At 60.3% G+C, this 17,966-nt stretch carries 7 protein-coding genes and 8 pseudogenes; 4 read left to right on the top strand and 11 right to left on the bottom strand.

Annotated features, from left to right (window positions below):
- The 10 genes and pseudogenes from AB1J88_RS01180 to AB1J88_RS01135 form a co-directional block, all read right to left on the bottom strand.
- Positions 1-1,073 (bottom strand): SpoVR family protein (locus tag AB1J88_RS01180; protein WP_430289999.1); only part of this gene is annotated, 1,073 nt, incomplete at its 3' end.
- Positions 1,070-2,341, bottom strand: a complete 1,272-nt coding sequence (locus AB1J88_RS01175) for a YeaH/YhbH family protein (RefSeq protein ID WP_041070055.1) — start codon at positions 2,339-2,341, stop codon at positions 1,070-1,072. The genes AB1J88_RS01180 and AB1J88_RS01175, both read right to left, overlap by 4 nt.
- A gap of 205 nt (positions 2,342-2,546) precedes the next feature.
- A pseudogene (locus AB1J88_RS01170) lies at positions 2,547-4,469 on the bottom strand (PrkA family serine protein kinase).
- A 292-nt stretch (positions 4,470-4,761) separates the two neighbouring features.
- Positions 4,762-5,090, bottom strand: a pseudogene (glpE, locus tag AB1J88_RS01165) (thiosulfate sulfurtransferase GlpE).
- Complete coding sequence (locus tag AB1J88_RS01160) at positions 5,087-6,004, bottom strand: symmetrical bis(5'-nucleosyl)-tetraphosphatase (RefSeq protein WP_430289998.1); 918 nt, start codon at positions 6,002-6,004, stop codon at positions 5,087-5,089. The pseudogene glpE and the gene AB1J88_RS01160 overlap by 4 nt, the downstream one beginning before the upstream one ends.
- The gene (apaG, locus tag AB1J88_RS01155; protein ID WP_108183985.1) at positions 6,004-6,384 is read right to left on the bottom strand and encodes a Co2+/Mg2+ efflux protein ApaG; all 381 of its coding nucleotides are present in this window, start codon (positions 6,382-6,384) and stop codon (positions 6,004-6,006) included. The genes AB1J88_RS01160 and apaG overlap by 1 nt, the downstream gene beginning before the upstream one ends.
- A 113-nt stretch (positions 6,385-6,497) precedes the next feature.
- Positions 6,498-7,315 (bottom strand): annotated as a pseudogene (rsmA, locus tag AB1J88_RS01150) (16S rRNA (adenine(1518)-N(6)/adenine(1519)-N(6))-dimethyltransferase RsmA).
- The gene (pdxA, locus tag AB1J88_RS01145; RefSeq protein WP_430289997.1) at positions 7,312-8,301 is read right to left on the bottom strand and encodes a 4-hydroxythreonine-4-phosphate dehydrogenase PdxA; all 990 of its coding nucleotides are present in this window, start codon (positions 8,299-8,301) and stop codon (positions 7,312-7,314) included. The pseudogene rsmA and the gene pdxA overlap by 4 nt, the downstream one beginning before the upstream one ends.
- A pseudogene (gene surA / locus AB1J88_RS01140) lies at positions 8,298-9,615 on the bottom strand (peptidylprolyl isomerase SurA). Before surA ends, pdxA begins: the two are co-directional and overlap by 4 nt.
- Positions 9,596-12,369, bottom strand: a pseudogene (locus AB1J88_RS01135) (LPS-assembly protein LptD). Before AB1J88_RS01135 ends, surA begins: the two co-directional pseudogenes overlap by 20 nt.
- A gap of 130 nt (positions 12,370-12,499) precedes the next feature.
- Here AB1J88_RS01135 and AB1J88_RS01130 point away from each other — a divergent pair.
- The 3 genes and pseudogenes from AB1J88_RS01130 to AB1J88_RS01120 form a co-directional block, all read left to right on the top strand.
- The gene (locus AB1J88_RS01130; RefSeq protein ID WP_430289996.1) at positions 12,500-13,519 is read left to right on the top strand and encodes an aminoglycoside phosphotransferase family protein; all 1,020 of its coding nucleotides are present in this window, start codon (positions 12,500-12,502) and stop codon (positions 13,517-13,519) included.
- Positions 13,516-14,187, top strand: a complete 672-nt coding sequence (gene murU / locus AB1J88_RS01125) for an N-acetylmuramate alpha-1-phosphate uridylyltransferase MurU (protein WP_430289995.1) — start codon at positions 13,516-13,518, stop codon at positions 14,185-14,187. The genes AB1J88_RS01130 and murU overlap by 4 nt, the downstream gene beginning before the upstream one ends.
- 1 nt (position 14,188) lies before the next feature.
- A pseudogene (locus tag AB1J88_RS01120) lies at positions 14,189-14,950 on the top strand (TerB family tellurite resistance protein); the annotation flags it as partial.
- A gap of 102 nt (positions 14,951-15,052) precedes the next feature.
- Here the strand turns inward: AB1J88_RS01120 and AB1J88_RS01115 are convergent.
- Positions 15,053-16,018 (bottom strand): annotated as a pseudogene (locus AB1J88_RS01115) (DUF3530 family protein).
- A gap of 125 nt (positions 16,019-16,143) precedes the next feature.
- Here AB1J88_RS01115 and AB1J88_RS01110 point away from each other — a divergent pair.
- Positions 16,144-17,966, top strand: a pseudogene (locus AB1J88_RS01110) (PAS domain S-box protein); the annotation flags it as partial.

Raw genomic sequence — 17,966 nt, 5'->3', positions numbered from 1 at the left:
CGGAACCATTGCCGGTCTTCCTCGGTAGGGTTTTCGCACATGCGGCGGATGTCGCGATACATCGCAAACCCCAGTGCGTAGGGGTTGATTCCGCTGTAATACGGGCTGTCGAAACCTGGCTGGAACACCACGCTGGTGTGCGAGGTAAGGAATTCCATCATGAAGCCGTCGGTCACAAGGCCTTCGTCATACAGGTCGTTCATCAGCGTGTAGTGCCAGAACGTGGCCCAGCCTTCGTTCATCACCTGCGTCTGACGCTGTGGATAAAAATACTGGGCGATCTTGCGCACGATGCGCACGATCTCCCGTTGCCACGGCTCCAGCAACGGCGCGTGCTTCTCGATGAAATACAGGATGTTTTCCTGCGGCTCGGCCGGGAAGCGGGCGTTGTCCTTGTCGCTGTATTTGTCTGCGCCTTTGGGAATGGTGCGCCACAGATCGTTGATCTGCTTCTGCAGGTGCTCTTCGCGGTCCTTCTGCCGCCGACGTTCCTCTTCAGCAGAAATCGGATAAGGACGTTTGTAGCGGTCGACGCCGTAGTTCATCAGCGCATGGCAGGAGTCGAGCAGGTCCTCCACCGCATCGATACCGTGGCGCTCCTCGCACTGCATGATGTACTGCTTGGCGAACACCAGGTAATCGATGATCGAGCTGGCGTCGGTCCAGGTGCGGAACAGGTAGTTGCCCTTGAAGAAGCTGTTGTGGCCATAGCACGCGTGCGCCACAACCAGGGCCTGCATACAGATGGTGTTTTCCTCCATCAGATAGGCGATGCACGGGTCGGAGTTGATCACGATCTCGTAAGCCAGACCCATTTGCCCGCGGCTGTAGGATTTCTCGGTGCTGAGGAAGTGTTTGCCGTAGGACCAGTGGTGATAGCCCAGTGGCATGCCAACCGAGGCATAGGCGTCCATCATCTGCTCGGCGGTGATCACTTCGATCTGGTTGGGGTAAGTATCCAGAGCATACCGGGCCGCAATCCGGGCGATCTCGCGGTCGTAGGCCTGAATCAGCTCGAACGTCCATTCGGAGCCGGTGGAAATGGGTTGGCGCTTCTGCTCTTTGGCGGTCATGTCACTAACCTGCGCTGGAAGAGTTCACGGAAGACCGGATAAATATCCCCGGCCGAGACCAGTTGCTGCTGGGCAAACGTGTCGGAAAAGGCTTCGGCGATGCGTTCGTATTCGTACCAGAGGGCCTGGTGTTCGCGTGGGGTGATCTCCACATAAGTGTAGTACTGCACAAACGGCATGATCTGGTTGATCAGGATGTCGCGGCAGATCGGTGAGTCGTCGTTCCAGTTGTCGCCGTCGGAAGCCTGCGCGGCGTAGATGTTCCACTCGTTGCTCGGATAACGCTCGGCCATGATCTCTTGCATCAGTTTCAGGGCGCTGGAGACGATGGTGCCGCCGGTTTCCCGCGAGTAGAAGAACTCTTCCTCGTCCACTTCCCGGGCGCTGGTGTGGTGGCGAATGAACACCACGTCGATCTTGTCGTAGTTACGTTTGAGGAACAGGTACAGCAGGATGAAAAAGCGTTTGGCAATGTCCTTGGTGGCCTGGGTCATCGAACCGGATACGTCCATCAGGCAGAACATCACCGCTTTGGAGCTGGGGTTGGGCTGCTTGACCAGCAGGTTGTATTTGAGGTCGAACGTATCGAGAAACGGCACCCGGTGGATGCGCGCGCTGAGCTTTTCGATTTCTGCCTCGAGTTCCTGAATATCGCCGAAGTTGTCCGGCTCTTCGCGTTTTAATCGCGCCAGTTCCTCTTTGGCTTCGCGCAGCTTGGCGCGGCTGCTGCCGGACAGGGCAATGCGCCGGGCATGGGCCGAGCGCAGGGTGCGGATGATATTGATCCGCGACGGGTTGCCTTCGTTGCTGATCCCGGCGCGCACGGTCTTGAACGTGTCAGTCCCGCTGAGATTGCGTTTCACCAGATTCGGCAGTTCGAGGTCTTCGAACATGAATTCGAGGAATTCTTCCTGAGTGATCTGGAAAACGAATTCATCCATGCCCTCGCCGGAATTGCCAGCCTTGCCGGGACCGCGTCCGCCGCCCCCTCCCGGTGGCCGGGCGATGTGTTCGCCGGCAGTGAATTCCTTGTTGCCGGGGTGAACCACGGTCTGTTTGCCGCCGCGGCCGTGGTGAAGCACCGGTTCGTCGATGTCGCGACCGGGAATGCTGATCTGCTCACCGTGTTCCATGTCAGTGATGGAACGCCGGCTGACCGCCTCTTCGACAGCCTTCTTGATGTGATCACGGTAACGCCGCAGGAAGCGCTGGCGGTTCACCGTGCTCTTGTTCTTGCCATTGAGACGTCGGTCGATCACATAGCTCATGACTGCTCCTTAGAAGCTGTCCTGCAAAGGCGGGAGCGGTCATGCAGCATTGAGCCGAATGCCAAGGGGCGTACACGCTCCCCCAAGCGCTCTGGATGCTGCCTGTACCTCGCTACCGACTTGCGAACACCTTCCAGAGGCCTGTGTAGCAGAAAATGCGGGCACAGGCCTCGGGCTGACGACAACCGGTCTGACCGGCCGCGGTTTACTGTGACTTTCTGACCCGCAGGTACCACTCGGACAGCAGTCGTACTGTTTGTCGGTGTAGCCGCGTTCGACCATTCGAGTAACGAAGTCGTTGTGTTTCTGTTGATCCTCTTTGCTGGCTTTGGCATTGAAGCTGATGACTGGCAGCAGGTCTTCGGTGTTGGAGAACATTTTCTTCTCGATGACCACTCGCAGTTTTTCGTAGCTGAGCCAGGTCGGGTTCTTGCCGTTGTTGTTGGCTCGGGCGCGCAACACGAAGTTGACGATCTCGTTGCGGAAATCCTTCGGATTGCTGATGCCGGCCGGTTTCTCGATTTTCTCCAGTTCTTCGTTCAAGGCGACGCGGTTGAGAATCTCGCCGGTTTCCGGATCGCGGTATTCCTGATCCTGAATCCAGAAGTCCGCATACAGCACGTAGCGGTCGAAGATGTTCTGCCCGTACTCGCTGTAAGACTCCAGGTAAGCGGTCTGAATCTCCTTGCCGATGAATTCGATATAACGCGGCGCCAGGTACTCCTTGAGGTAGCGCAGGTAGCGTTCACGGGTTTCAGCCTGGAACTGTTCCTGCTCGATCTGCTGTTCCAGCACGTACAGCAGGTGTACCGGGTTGGCGGCGATTTCATGCGGATCGAAGTTGAACACTTTGGACAGGATCTTGAAGGCAAAGCGGGTCGACAGACCGTTCATGCCTTCGTCGACGCCCGCCGAATCGCGGTATTCCTGAATCGACTTGGCCTTCGGATCGGTGTCCTTGAGGTTTTCCCCGTCGTAGACACGCATCTTCGAATAGATGTTGGAGTTTTCCGGCTCCTTGAGGCGCGACAGCACAGTGAACTGCGCCAGCATCTTCAGGGTGTCCGGCGCGCAGTGAGCCTTGGCCAGGGAGCTGTTAAACAGCAATTTGTCGTAGATCTTCACTTCGTCACTGACCCGCAGGCAGTACGGCACTTTGACGATATAGATCCGGTCGATGAAGGCTTCGTTGTTCTTGTTGTTGCGGAAAGTGTGCCACTCCGATTCGTTGGATGTGCGCGAGCAGGATCCCGGTGAACGGAATCGCACCGAGGCCTTCGGTACTGTTGTAGTTGCCTTCCTGGGTGGCGGTCAGCAATGGGTGCAGCACCTTGATCGGTGCCTTGAACATTTCGACGAATTCCATCAGGCCTGGTTGGCCCGGCACAGCGCGCCGGAGTAGCTGTAGGCGTCGGCGTCGTTCTGTGGGTATTCCTCGAGTTTGCGGATGTCGACCTTGCCCACCAGCGCGGAGATGTCCTGGTTGTTCTCGTCGCCCGGTTCGGTCTTGGCCACGGCGATCTGGTTGAGAATCGACGGGTACAGCTTGACCACGCGGAACTGGCTGATGTCGCCGCCAAATTCAGCCAGGCGTTTGGTCGCCCATGGCGACATGATGGTGTTGAGATAGCGCCGTGGGATGCCGAAGTCTTCCTCAAGGATCGCGCCATCTTCGGTGGCGTTGAACAGACCCAGAGGTGATTCGAATACCGGCGAGCCCTTGATCGCATAGAAGGGCACTTTTTCCATCAACTGTTTCAGCTTCTCGGCCAGGGACGACTTACCGCCACCGACGGGGCCGAGCAGGTAGAGAATCTGTTTCTTCTCTTCCAGGCCTTGGGCGGCATGGCGGAAATACGAGACGATCTGGTCGATGCATTCTTCCATCCCGTGGAAGTCTTCAAAGGCCGGATAGCGACGAATCACCTTGTTGGAGAAGATCCGCGACAGCCGCGAGTTGGTCGACGTATCGAGCAGCTCGGGTTCGCCAATAGCCATCAGTAGACGCTCGGCGGCGGAAACGTAAGCGCTGCGATCCTTTTTGCACAGCTCCAGGTACTCCTGCAGCGAGAGTTCTTCCTGGCGTGTGGACTCGAAGCGTTGTTGGAAAGTGGCTAAAGATACTCATGACGTCACCTCGCTCGATACGTGGAGCCGACGCCGGATCACTCAGTCGATGCTGGCAAGCAGCCGTGGTGGCCACTTGTTTACCCCCCAGAACACTTTCGCGGTCGACAACCTTGAAAGTCACTCCCGATGACCCGTGCGCCGGTGTACCGGCTCTCCCCTGTTTTGGATGGCCTGGGCTTAAGGATAGTTGGGAATTCGAGAGGTAAAGGCGAGATACGTAATTAGTTGTGGCAGACCGTTCGTCTGTCACGCGCAGGCCCGCGTGAGCCGGGCCTGCGCGTGACAAAAAATTATTCTGCGCTGCCTTCCGCGGTTTCCGCAGGATAAGTCGTACGCCACAGCTCGAAGCCGCCGTCCATGCTGTAGACGTCGGAGAAGCCCTGGCTGGTCAGGTAAGCCGCAGCGTTCTGGCTGGAGTTGCCGTGATAGCAGACCACCACCAGCGGTGCGTCGAGATCGGCGTTACGGATGAATTCGAGATCGAGTGGTTATCCAGATGGGTCGAGCCGGCGATGTGCAGCGCGGCATAGGTTTGCGGGTCGCGGATGTCGACCACCACAGCGCCTTGTTCACGCAGGGCCTGGGCCTGTTCCGGGGGGATTCGTTTGAATTCGCTCATGGCGGGTTCCTGTAGCTCGGCAGAATGCGCAGTCTAACGCGGGACGCTGACTGGCGACGTTTCGGGATAAGTGGGGCGACGGTCGGGGCAAGCCCGCCGTGCTCATCGCATTTGCACGACACGCGCTCGCCGCTGTCGACGTTCATCAGGGTCAGGCTGCCGCCCCAGACACAACCGGTGTCCAGTGCCGAGACGCCCGGTTCGCGGACATCGCCTTCCAGTGCGGCCCAGTGGCCGAAAATGATCCGCAGGCCACGGGTTTTACGCTCCTTGTGCTGGAACCACGGTTTGTAGCCCGGTGGCGCGGTGTCGAGGCCTTCCTTGCTCTTGAGGTCGAGCTTGCCGTCGGCGGTGCAGAAGCGCATGCGGGTGAAATAGTTGGTGATCACGCGCAGACGGGTCACGCCGGTGAGATCACTGTCCCACTTCGCCGGCTCGTTGCCGTACATGCCATCGAGGTACAACGGAAACAGGTTGTCGTCACGCAGCGCGGCTTCGGTTTCGGCGGCGTACTTCAAGGCCTTGCGCAACGACCACTGCGGGGGGATGCCCGCGTGCACCATGGCGACTTCGCGCTGTTCGTCGTAGTGCATGAGTTTCTGTTGGCGCAGCCATTCGAGCAGGTCAGCCGCATCGGGGGCTTCGAGAATCTCGCGCAGGGTGTCGGATTTCTTCAGGCGCTCGATGTTGTTGGCGGCGGCGAGCAGATGCAGATCGTGGTTGCCGAGTACGCAGACCAGCGACTCGCGCATGCCATAGAGAAACCGCAGGGTCTCCAGCGACTGAGGGCCACGGTTGACCAGATCGCCGACCAGCCACAGCCGATCAAGCCTGGGGTCGAACGCGACTTGCTTGAGCAGGCATTTGAGCGGTGCAAGGCAGCCTTGCAGGTCGCCGACGGCGTACGTCGTCATCAGTGCAGGGCTCCAGGCACGGCGAGGCGGAAAGGCTTGATGATCGCGTCGAAATGCTTGCCATCGTCGGCGACCATTTCGTAAGTGCCCTGCATGGTGCCGACCTTGGTGGTCATCACTGTGCCGCTGCTGTAAGTGTGACTTTTGCCGACCTCGATCAGTGGTTGCTGGCCGACAACGCCGGCGCCGCGAACCTCTTCGACATGCCCGTCACCGTCGGTAATGACCCAATGTCGTGACATCAGCTGGGCAGGGCGCTCGCCATTGTTCTGCACGGTGATGGTGTAGGCGAAGGCGAAGCGGTGGTGCTCGGGTTGCGATTGGTCTGCCAGGTAGCGGGTAACGACACTGACATCGACCTGATAACGAGGATCGGACATGCAAAAGGGCCTTAAACAAAGCGGAACGCGAGGCGTAGCTGATGGGGAATCAGTCTAGGCAAGTATCGGGCAGTAAACCAGAGTGGCGTCCTGCCGATAGCGTTCATCGCCGGTCAGTCGGCGACAGGAGTTTGCGGGGCTTGTTCGCTGAGCTTGTCGGCCAGGCGCACGAATGCGGCCAGGTCCAGTTGCTCGGGCGCAGGCTGCCATCGACACCTGCGGCTTCGATCTCGGCAGCGGTCATCAATTGCTTGAGGGTGTTGCGCAGGGTCTTGCGACGCTGGTTGAAGGCTTCGCGAACGACGCGTTCGAGCAGGCGATGATCCTTGGCCGGGTGCGGCAGCACCGCGTGCGGCACCAGACGGACGATGGCCGAGTCGACCTTCGGCGGCGGATTGAACGCGCCCGGGCCGACGTTGAACAGGTGCTCCACGCGGCAGTGGTACTGAACCATGATCGACAGACGCCCCCAGTCGCCGCCGCCCGGGCCGGCCGCCAGACGCTCGACCACTTCCTTCTGCAGCATGAAGTGCATGTCGCGAATGATGCCGGCGTTGTTCAGCAGATGGAAAATCAGCGGCGTGGAAATGTTGTAAGGCAGGTTGCCCACCACACGCAGACTGTTCGGCGCGGCGTTGAGGGTGTTGAAGTCGAACTTCAGCGCATCGCCCTGATGCAGGTTGAAGTTGCTCTTGCCGGCGAACTGCTGGTTGAGGATCGGGATCAGGTCCTTGTCCAGTTCCACCACGTCGAGTTGTGCGCCGGAGTTGAGGATGCCGGCGGTCAGTGCGCCCTGGCCCGGGCCGATTTCCAGCATGCGGTCGTCAGGCTTGGCGCTGATGGAGCGCAGGATGCGGTCGATGACGCCGGCATCGTGCAGGAAGTTCTGGCCAAAGCGTTTGCGCGCCTTGTGTTGGTATTGCTCGGTCATAAACGGGTCTCGGCCATCTGGTAGGCGGTTTCCAGGGCGACCTGCAGGCTGCCGGTGTCGATCTTGCCGCTGCCGGCCAGATCCAGGGCAGTGCCGTGGTCGACCGACGTGCGGATGATCGGCAGGCCGAGGGTCACGTTGACCGCCGCGCCGAAGCCTTTGTACTTCAGCACGGGCAGGCCCTGGTCGTGGTACATCGCCAGCACTGCGTCGCAGTGCTCCAGATATTTGGGGGTAAACAGAGTGTCGGCAGGCAGCGGGCCACGGAGGTCCATGCCCTCGCCGCGCAGGCGCTCCAATGTCGGTTCGATGATGTCGATTTCTTCATGGCCCAGGTGTCCGCCTTCACCGGCGTGCGGGTTGAGTCCGCAGACCAGAATACGTGGCCGGGCGATGCCGAATTTGTCTTGCAGGTCGGCGTGCAGAATTCGCGTGACCCGTTCCAGCCGCTCCGGGGTGATTGCATCGGCAATCTCGCGCAGGGGCAGGTGAGTGGTGACCAGGGCCACGCGCAAACCGCGAGTAGCGAGCATCATCACCACTTGGGCGGTGTGGGTCAGGTCGGCGAGGAATTCCGTGTGTCCGGAGAACGGGATACCGGATTCGTTGATCACGCCCTTGTGTACCGGAGCGGTGATCATCCCGGCGAAGTCGCCGTTCAGGCAGCCGTTGCCGGCACGGGTCAGGGTTTCGAGGACGAAGGCGGCGTTAGCCTTGCTCAGTTGTCCAGCGACCACCGGAGCGCTGAGTGGAGTATCCCAGACATACAGGCTACCGGCGGGGGCTGGAACAGCCGGCCAGTTGTCAGGCGCAACCTCAAGCAAAGAGACGGCCAGCCCCAACTGCGCGGCCCGCTCGGTAAGCAGGTCGCGGCTGGTGATGGCAATCAGGGGATGTGGCTGGGCTTGCGAGGCGAGCAGCAGGCACAGGTCGGGACCGATGCCGGCTGGTTCGCCGGGTGTCAGCGCGAAACGCTTGGGTTTCACTGCGCTGCCTGGTCTGCACCAGGGAGTTTGATTTCTACGTAGGCTTCTTCACGAATCTGACGCAGCCAGTTTTGCAGCTCTTCATCGTATTTTTTGTTACGCAGAACATTCATTGCCTGTTGCTCGCGTGCCGATTCGGTGCTGTCGGTGGCGCGGCGGCCAAGGACTTCCAGCACGTGCCAGCCGTACTGGGTCTGGAACGGCTTGGACAGCTGACCTTGTGGGGTCTTGGCCATCACTTCGCGGAATTCCGGTACCAGTGCGTTCGGGTCAATCCAGTTCAGGTCGCCGCCGTTGAGCGCCGAGCCCGGGTCTTCGGAGTAGTTCTTCGCCAGTTCAGCGAAGTCTTCACCGGCCAGGATGCGCTCGTACAGCGATTGCACCAGGGCTTTGGTCTTGGCTTCGTCGCGGATCGGGCTTGGCTTGACCAGGATGTGGCGCACATGCACCTCATCACGCATCTGGGTTTCGCCACCCCGTTTGGCCAGCAGCTTGAGAATGATGAAACCACCCGGAGTGCGGGCAGGCTGAGTGATGTCGCCCACCGCCATGCTGCTCAACTCGCGGTCGAACGGCGGTGGCAATTGCGCAGCTTTACGCCAGCCCATGTCGCCGCCTTCCAGGGCGTTGTCGCTGCCGGATTTGGCAACGGCCATCTGACCGAAGTCAGCGCCTTGCTTGAGTTGCTGGTAAACGTCCATGGCCTGACGGTAAGCGCTCTGAATCGCTTCAGAACTGGCGCTTTCCGGCGTCGGGATCAGGATGTTGGCCAGGTGCAGCTCTTCGGACAGTTGCATCTTGCCCAGGTCGGAAGCGAGGAAGTTCTTCACTTCCTGCTCGGAGACCTGAATGCGTTCTGCCACGCGGCGCTGACGCACGCGGCTGATGATCATCTCGCGCTTGATCTGGTCACGGGCGTCGTCATAGGACAAACCGTCGTGAGCCAGGGCGGCGCGGAATTGATCCACGGTCATGTTGTTGCGTTGGGCGATGGTTGCCGACTGCCTGGTTCAGCTCTTCGTCGGTAATGCGGATGCCGGAACGCTCGCCGATCTGCAGTTGCAGGTTTTCGACGATCAAGCGCTCGAGCACCTGCTGATCCAGCACGCCCGGCGGCGGCATGCCGCCGCCACGCTTGGCGATGGTCTGCTGAACTTCATGGACACGCTGGTCCAGCTGGCTCTGCATGACCACGTCGTTATCAACGATCGCAACCACTTTATCGATGGACTGTACTGCGGCGTTGGCCGCAGTACCCAGGAACAGCGCGCCCAGCAACAGCGGGCGCAGAGAATCAGAAAGCTTGGTCTTCACGTTGACGATAACCTTGGATGCCTTTGTCGAGGAAGCTCTCTACCTTGGCGCCAGTCAGGCCGCCGAGTCCCTTCAGAACAATTTGGAGGAAGACGCCGTGGTCGCCTTTTTCGTTTTGCGGAGCTTCCTGACTGAATTCGTCGTAGGAAACCCAGTAACGGTTGATCAGGCGCAGTTTCCAGCAGCAGTTGTCGTACTCGAAACCACCAAAGGCTTCCAGCGTACGGTTGCGGTTGTAGTCGTACTGCCAGCGGCTGATCGCGCTCCACTGCGGAACGATCGGCCAGATGACCGAGAAGTCATGCTGCTGGATCTTGTAGTAGTCCTTCACGTAGCCAGGCTGCCCCGGGGTGCCGTAGTCGCCACCACCCACCGACCATTTGCCGGTGGTCTGATCGTAACGAACCTGGTCGTTGCGATAGCGATAACCGACGTTGACCACCTTGTTCGGGTTGTCTTCTGGCTGGTAGTGGAACATCGCGCTGCCGGAGCGTGGGCTGCGGCTGTCCGGGTCCCAGTTGTAATCGGCCGTGGTGCGCCAATCGCGGTTCCAGCGGTATTCGTATTCCAGCGCGTATGGCGACACGTCGGACTGGGCATCCTTGCGATCCTTGAACGCGATGCCTGGCAGTTGGACTTCACGATCCTTGAAGTAGTAAGCCTGACCGACGCTGATGCGCTGACGCTCGAATCCATCGTCTTCGATCCAGCGGCTGGTCACGCCCAGCGACAGTTTGTTCTCGTCACCGACACGGTCGGCACCGGAGAAGCGGTTGTCACGGAACAGCGAAGCGTAGTTGAAGGTGTATTCGCTGGTGTCGAATACCGGAATGTCTTCCTGATCAACCTTGGGTACATACAGGTAGAACAGGCGCGGTTCCAGGGTCTGGCGATAGTTCTTGCCGAAGTACGACGTGTTGCGGTCGAAGTACAGGCCGCTGTCGACGCTGGCGATCGGTACGCCACGGCTCTGATTACGACTATAGTTTTCGCCGGCCAGCAGGGTGTCTTTCCCTCGCTGATCCAGATCAAGGTCGTACTGGGTGTACTGGTACTTGAGCGATGGTTTCAGGAAACCATAGGTCCAGTTCATCGGCAGGCTGACGCCTGGTTTCAGATTCAGACGGTCGCCATTGGCGCGCGCCAGACCCTGTACGTTGGTATCGAGGCGTGGCGAGACGTTGCCGTCTTCATCCGTAAAGCTTCCTGTTTTCAGATCACGATCAAACCGCACAAGCTCGGTCTCGTAATCGAAATTCAAACCTTCCGGGTGATACGGCAACTGACCATTGAAGGTGATCTGCGGCAGACGGCCGTACGGCGTAATGTTCGAAACAGTAGCCAATTGGTACTGCTGAGCATTCAGGCGTGCGGTGTAGCTGTCACCGCGGTAGGTCACCGATCCCTGCTGGTTCACATAGTCAGCGCTCTTCACACCGATCTGATCGGTGCTCAGGTCCTGGAAGTAGTACGGATCGCTGATCTTGGTGTAGTCAACCTGAGTCATCACTCGGGAGTCGAGACCACCCTTGTGCTGCAGTTGTACATGTAGCGATTTTTTTCGTAGTCGGTCTGCTTGCTGCGATCGGTATCTTCGTCGTTCAGATACGCCGCACCGAACTGGCCTTCGCTGGACTTGGTCAGGTAACGGAACTCGCCTTCGACCAGCATGCCGCGCTTGCTCATGTAGCGCGGGTACAACGTGGCATCGTAGTTCGGCGCCAGGTTGAAGTAGTACGGGGTGACCAGCATGAAGCCAGTGTCGCTGCCGGTGCCGATGGTCGCGGCAGGAAACCCGATTGGCGACGGTCGTCGATCGGGAAGTAGATGTACGGCGTGTACAGGATAGGAATGTCCTTGACCCGCAGCGTCACGTTGGTCGCTGGTACCGAAGCCGGTGGCCGGGTTCAGGGTGATGTTGTTGCCCTTGAGCTGCCAGGCGTTGCTGTTCGGTTCGCACGTGGTGTACGTGCCGTCCTTCAAGCGGATGATCGCGTTCTCGGCACGCTTGGCGTATAGCGCGTTACCGCGGATGCGCGATTTGTGCATCACGTATTCGGCGTTGTCGACCTTGGCTTCACCGGTGTCGAGCTGTACATCGGCGTGGTCGCCGACGATCAGTGCACCGTTGTCGCGAATGCGTACGTCGCCATTGAGTTCGGCGCGGCTCTCGGCCTGATACAGGCTGGCCTCGTCGGACTCGACCTGCATGCTGCCCTGACGCAGGACCACGTCGCCGGCCAGCGTACCCACCTGATCTTCGGTGTTGTAGCGCGAGGCTTTGGCGCCGATAAAGGTCGGTGCGTCACTTTTATTCGTCTTGTCATTCATGCCAGGACGAATCGGTTCGATATAGGAACCAGAGCAGTAAGGACCGGTCTCGGCCAATTGGGCGGCGGTGAGCTTCTCGCGCGGAACCCAGTCGAGGTGACTGTAGTCTTCGCTACGGGATTTCAGGCCGCGGCCCTTGGCTTCGGTGACCAGCACAGGCTTGACGCCGGTGTCGGCAGTCGAACCGTTCTGGGCCGGGGCTTCGCCAGCGGCGCTGACGGCGCTGCCGTCATGCACCGGACGCGGCGGCAATGCAGCTGCCGGCGTCTTGGGCGCACACGCCCAGCCACCCGTTGCCGAGACGGCGCAGTCATACTGCTCGGCGGCAACAACGAATTGACTGGCCAGAGGTTGCATAGCCAGCAGACTGCCGGTTACCAACAACGGAAATTTTTTACGAAACGCGGGGGATTTCAATGCCATCTTATTAGTCCGGGCTTCCTGCGTGCCATCTGCCCGCGGTGTGGGCCGCACGCCTCTCGATGGTCTGAAAAAGATGCTGGATAATAAAGCATGACCCGCTTGACGGCTAGCGCCGTCGGAGACCCTTGCAATGCCTGACCAAGATGTACGCTTGCAACACCTGAAAGTTTGGCTCGATGAGCAGTTGGCAATCCTGTTTGCAGATCAAGGCTGGGGCGCCGTGCCCCCGGCCACGTTGACCGCGGCCAGCAGCGACGCGAGTTTCCGCCGGTATTTCCGCTGGGAAGGCGCGGGCCGCAGTTTCGTCGTGATGGACGCGCCACCGCCCCAGGAAAACTGCAAACCGTTCGTGGATATCGCCTTTTTGCTGGCGAAATCCGGAATTAACGTGCCGAAAATTTATGCAGAAGACCTCGAACGCGGTTTTCTTTTGCTCAATGACCTGGGCAACAAGACCTATCTCGACGTAATCGACGGCGAAAATGCCGACGCCTTGTTCAGCGATGCCCTGCAGGCGCTGTTGGCTTTTCAGCAATTGCCGATGATCGCACCACTGCCGAGCTACGACGTCGCGCTGCTGCGCCGTGAGCTGGAATTGTTCCCCGAGTGGTACGTGAAACGCGAGCTCGGCATCGAGTTCGACGCAGCACAGCAGCAACAATGGCAGTCCGTCAGCGAGCTGCTGATCGACAGCGCCCTGGCCCAGCCGAAAGTCCTGGTGCACCGCGACTACATGCCGCGCAACCTGATGCTCAGCGAGCCGAATCCCGGTGTGCTGGACTTTCAGGATGCGGTGTATGGCCCGGTCACCTACGACGTCACCTGCCTGTTCAAGGACGCCTTCCTCAGCTGGCCTGAAGAGCGCGTGCGCGGCTGGCTGGAAAGTTACTGGCAGCAAGCCTCGGCGCTGGACATTCCGGTGCAAGCTGACTTCGAAGACTTCCTGCGTGCCAGCGACCTGATGGGCGTACAACGCCACCTGAAAGTCATCGGCATCTTCGCCCGCATCTGCCATCGCGATGGCAAGCCGCGCTACCTGGCCGACGTGCCGCGTTTCTTCGCCTATATAGAAGCGGTGCTTGCGCGTCGTCCTGAACTGGCGGATCTGCAGGCTTTGCTCGCCAGTCTGCGTGGTGGAGTGGCCGCATGAAGGCGATGATTCTGGCGGCAGGCAAGGGCGAGCGCATGCGCCCGCTGACCCTGACCACACCCAAGCCGCTGGTGCGTGCCGGCGGCGTGCCATTGATCGAATACCACCTGCGGGCGCTGGCGGCGGCTGGTTTCAGTGAAATCGTGATCAACCATGCCTGGCTCGGTCAGCAGATCGAGGATTACCTGAGCGATGGTTCGCAGTTTGGCGTGAGCATCCAGTACTCGCCGGAAGGCGAGCCGCTGGAAACCGGCGGCGGGATTTTCCGTGCTTTGCCGTTGCTCGGTGACGACGCCTTTTTGGTGGTCAACGGCGATATCTGGACCGACTACGACTTCAGCGTACTGCACCAACCGATCAACGGTCTGGCGCATCTGGTGCTGGCGGACAACCCGGCCCACCACCCGCAAGGCGATTTCATCTTGACCGACGGTCAGGTGATCGATGGCCAACCGGACGCGGCAACCCTGACCTACAGCGGCATCGCCGTCCTGCATCCGCAGTTGTTCGATGGCTGCACGCAAGGGGCCTTCAAGCTTGCACCGTTGCTGCGCAAAGCCATGGCAGACGGGCAGGTCAGCGGTGAACGTCTGAAAGGCCATTGGGTGGATGTCGGCACGCATGAGCGTCTGGCCGAAGCCGAAGCATTGATAGAAGCGAGTCGTTGATATGTTGTGGCCAGGGACTCTGATTGGAGCCGGAGCGGGTTTTGCGATCGCCAGCATTCCGGGGGCCATGCTTGGGGCATTGTTGGGGCAGGCGCTGGATCGGCGCCTGCACTTGCAGAGCTGGGGGCATCTGCGGGAAAAGCTCGGCGGACGGCCGATGTTGCGCAACGACGAATTGTTGTTCGTGTTGCTCGGGCGTCTGGCCAAGAGTGACGGACGGGTGACGGACGGCCATATCCAGCAGGCGCGCAATGAAATGAACGCGCTGGAAATGAGCGAGCCGGCGCGGCGGCGGGCGATTGCGGCGTTCAATCGTGGAAAGTCCGGTGGCGACCGCCTGCGCGGTTATCTGCGGCGCCTGAGTGCTCAGCCGCATGCCGCCGAAGGTGTGTTGCGCGCCTGCTGGCGGATGGTCTGGGCCGACGGTCGTGCGGGCGTCAGTGAGCGCGAATTATTGGCGCAGTGGGGCAAGTGGCTGGGCTGGACGACGCACCAGATCCAGGCGCTGGCCAATGATTACGAGCCCAATAAACGGCCGATTGTCAGTGCGGCGGTGAGTTATCAGGAAGCGATGCGCCTGCTCGGCGTGTCGGCGACCAGCGAGCCGGCACAGATCAAGCGCGCCTATCGACGGCTGCTCAGTCGTCATCACCCGGACAAGATCGCCGGCAGCGGAGCGACGCCTGAGCAGGTGCGCGAGGCGACCGAGAAAACCCGTGAGCTGCACAACGCGTTTACCCTGATTCGGGCGCGCGGGATTTTCGCTAGCGATCAAAAGAGCAAAAGATCGCAGCCTGCGGCAGCTCCTACAGGAAAGCATTCGAGGTAGGAGCTGCGCAGCTGCGATCTTTTGCTTTTGTTTCTATCAGTCAGTCTTCTGCGGGTTCAACCAGCCACGCACCGCCGAAACAGCTGTTCCTGCTCAGCCTTTTTATCCGGCAACGCCTTGAGCGCACCTGGCTGAACGCGAAGTCTTCAGGCGCTTGCTGGCCTGCATGCGCTCCAGTGCCGCGTTGCGATCCAGCGCCTTGTCCATGTAGAAATATCCGCCGTCGGCAACTTCAGGGTCGGCGTCAGCTCGGCCAATTGTGCTTGGCCTGCTCGGCGTTTGCGCATCGACCATCAGCAGTTTCTCGACTTGAGCAGTCTGCCGCTCGCTGAGAAGCGTGCGGCCCAGTAGGCACCTGTGCCGTGACGAGGACCACGACCCGGCGTGCGCTTTGTTGCTCGGCGTAGGCAATGGCCGCGTCGATCGCAAAGATTCGCTCGGCATCCGCCTTGGATTGTTCTTCAGTCGTTTCGGCACGACCTGATCCGCCACGTCCGCTTCGCCGCCCGCGGCTGTTCGATCGGTTGCGCGGTGGTGGCATCCTTGCTGCCACTTTCCGCGGCTTTCGGCGCGGCGGCGGGCGCAATCACGCGTGGAGCGATGACATCGCTTTGCAGATCCGGCAGGGTGATACTCAGGCTGCTCACTCGACGTCGGCAATTTGTTGCGCAGCGGCCGATTACTTGCGGCCAGTCAGCGGTTTCGCCGGCCGAGGACAATAATCACTGCACCTTTGGGTTCGGCAGTGTTGCCGGTTTCCACAGGGCGAGGAAAGTGTCGGCGCCGGCTGCAGTTGCTGCTGTTCTTGTGCCGGACTTTGCGTTCGAGTGCTGCGGCTTCTCCTGACTACGCTCAAGCAGTGGCTGGCGTTCGGCGGTTTTTCGGCGGCCGGTTTGCTCGACGGAGGAGGCGGGCGCGGATCGGCGGCTTCGACGGAAAACGCACAAGGCAGGATCAGCGACAGCACAATGCTGGCATTGCCAGGCGATAGACAGAGGGCATCGGTTAATTCCAGGCAGAAAAGTATCCGGCAGCCTAATGGGTTGGTCAGAATTTGTCAGTGTACGAGACTTCAATGATGCGTTTTTTGCTGCCTGTGGGTTATCGGCGGGTTGTGTTTTCCCTTGATGGGCTGGGCGGCGTCTGCGCCGGCGGCGCATGCAGCGCTGTTGACGCCCGCCGAGCAGCAATGGCTGGCGCAGCACCGTGAGTTTGCGTGTGGGCCTGGTGCTGCAGCGCCGTACGCGCAATACGACCGACGTCTGCAGGCTCTGTCCGGGCGCAATGTCGAATTGATGAAGTCACTTGGCCAAGACCTTGAACCGTCGAGTTGAGCTGGCGCAATTTTCAGGATCCTGGCGCAACTGGAGGAGGCGCCGCCGCGAGACGGCGAAATCGAACATCGCCCCGGGCCTGACCCAGACCCCGGGTGCACTGCGTCTGTGGCAGTTTTCCGATCCCTACATGCGGGTGCCGCAACTGGTGGTCAGCGACCAGAAGAGCGGCGGCGTGGTCGAGCTGGAAAAACTCGACAGCCTGTCGCGCGTCGCCGTGCGCATGCCCCAGCGTGACGGCAGGACTATTTGCGCAGCACCTATCCCCATCTGAATCTGCAAGGCGTGCCGCTGGAGCGTCAGGCGCTGCAACTGCTGTTGACCCAGCAGGCGTCTACGCCGTGGTGGATGAAGCGCAACTCGACGGTTGTCTGCCGAACCTGAGTTCGCCGGGTTGGTGGTGGTCTGCGATATCGCTTGCCGCAGCTGTTGCGGATTGCCACACGGCGCGACTGCCGCGTTGGCCGGCATTGTTGAAAGTGCTCTGCGGGCGATTCCTGCGAAGGATCTGGAACGCCTGCACACGCAATGGCTGCAACCCAAATACCCGCGTCTGTCGGAGTCGCGGGGGTTCTGGCAGAACCTCAGTTTGCTGTTTGCGGTGTTGTTGCTCAGTTGTGTGGCCATTGTGGTCTGGCAACGACGCCAGCAACACAGTCCTCGAACACCGCCTGCTGGCCGCCCGGAAGACATCGCCCTGCGCGCGGCCAGCGAAGAGCCTTACGCCTGACCCAGTTTTCCATCGATCAAAGTACTGTCGGCATTCTTTGGGTCAACTGGGACAGCCAGTGCGTTACGCCAACCGCGCGGCGGAAAGCATGCTCGGTTATCCACAGGGCGCGTTGATCGAACGGCCGCTGATCGATTTCGAACCCGTCTGCACATGGACCGCTGGCTCAACCTGTGGAAACGCGCGGCGGCCAGTGAAGAAGGACCGCTGAGCTTTGAAACCAGCTGCGTGCGCGCCGATGGCAGCGTCCTGCCGGCGGACGTTTCGCTGAGTTTTCTGCGCTTTCGCGACAGCGAGTATCTGGTGGTTTATCTCACCGACGTCACCGAGCGTCGCCGCGCGCTGGCCGCGTTACAGGAAAGTGAAGCGCGCCTGCAAGGCATCGCCGCCACGTACCGGGGCTGGTGTTTCGCCTGGAGCGGGCGCCAGTGACCGGGCAGATCGATTTCGCCTACATCAGCGAGGCAGTGAGAGTCTGGTCGGCTACGCGCCGGCCGCCATCGCTCACCGCGACATGGCTTGCGCAGCCTGGTGCACCGGACGACAAGGCCAGTTACCACCAGACCCAGGATCAGGCACTGGACACCGACAGTGACTGGTCGTGGCAGGCCGCATCCTCACCGCCCAGGGTGAACAGCGCTGGGCCGAGATCAAGGCAATCACCCGCCAGCTGGAGGATGGCGCCTATGTCTGGGATGGCATCGTCTGGGACATCAGCGAAAGCAAGCGCATCGAACTGGAACTGGCGGCGTCCCGCGAGCAGCTGCGTGAGCTGTCGGCGCACCTGGAAAGCGTGCGTGAAGAAGAGAAGGCACGCATCGCCCGCGAAGTGCACGATGAGCTGGGGCAGATGCTCACGGTGCTGAAACTGGAAACCTCGATGTGC

This window comes from Pseudomonas sp. S8 (genome assembly GCF_050473925.1).
GTDB lineage: Bacteria > Pseudomonadota > Gammaproteobacteria > Pseudomonadales > Pseudomonadaceae > Aquipseudomonas > Aquipseudomonas parakoreensis.
Note: the sequence above shows the minus strand (reverse complement) of the source record. Positions and strands in the feature narration are given on the sequence as shown.

Bases quoted from the DNA above. Each gene is read 5' to 3' on its own strand.
- apaG (WP_108183985.1), bottom strand. From the start codon at position 6,384: ATGTCCGATCCTCGTTATCAGGTCGATGTCAGTGTCGTTACCCGCTAC.
- murU (WP_430289995.1), top strand. From the start codon at position 13,516: ATGAAGGCGATGATTCTGGCGGCAGGCAAGGGCGAGCGCATGCGCCCG.
- AB1J88_RS01160 (WP_430289998.1), bottom strand. From the start codon at position 6,004: ATGACGACGTACGCCGTCGGCGACCTGCAAGGCTGCCTTGCACCGCTC.
- AB1J88_RS01130 (WP_430289996.1), top strand. From the start codon at position 12,500: ATGCCTGACCAAGATGTACGCTTGCAACACCTGAAAGTTTGGCTCGAT.
- AB1J88_RS01175 (WP_041070055.1), bottom strand. From the start codon at position 2,341: ATGAGCTATGTGATCGACCGACGTCTCAATGGCAAGAACAAGAGCACG.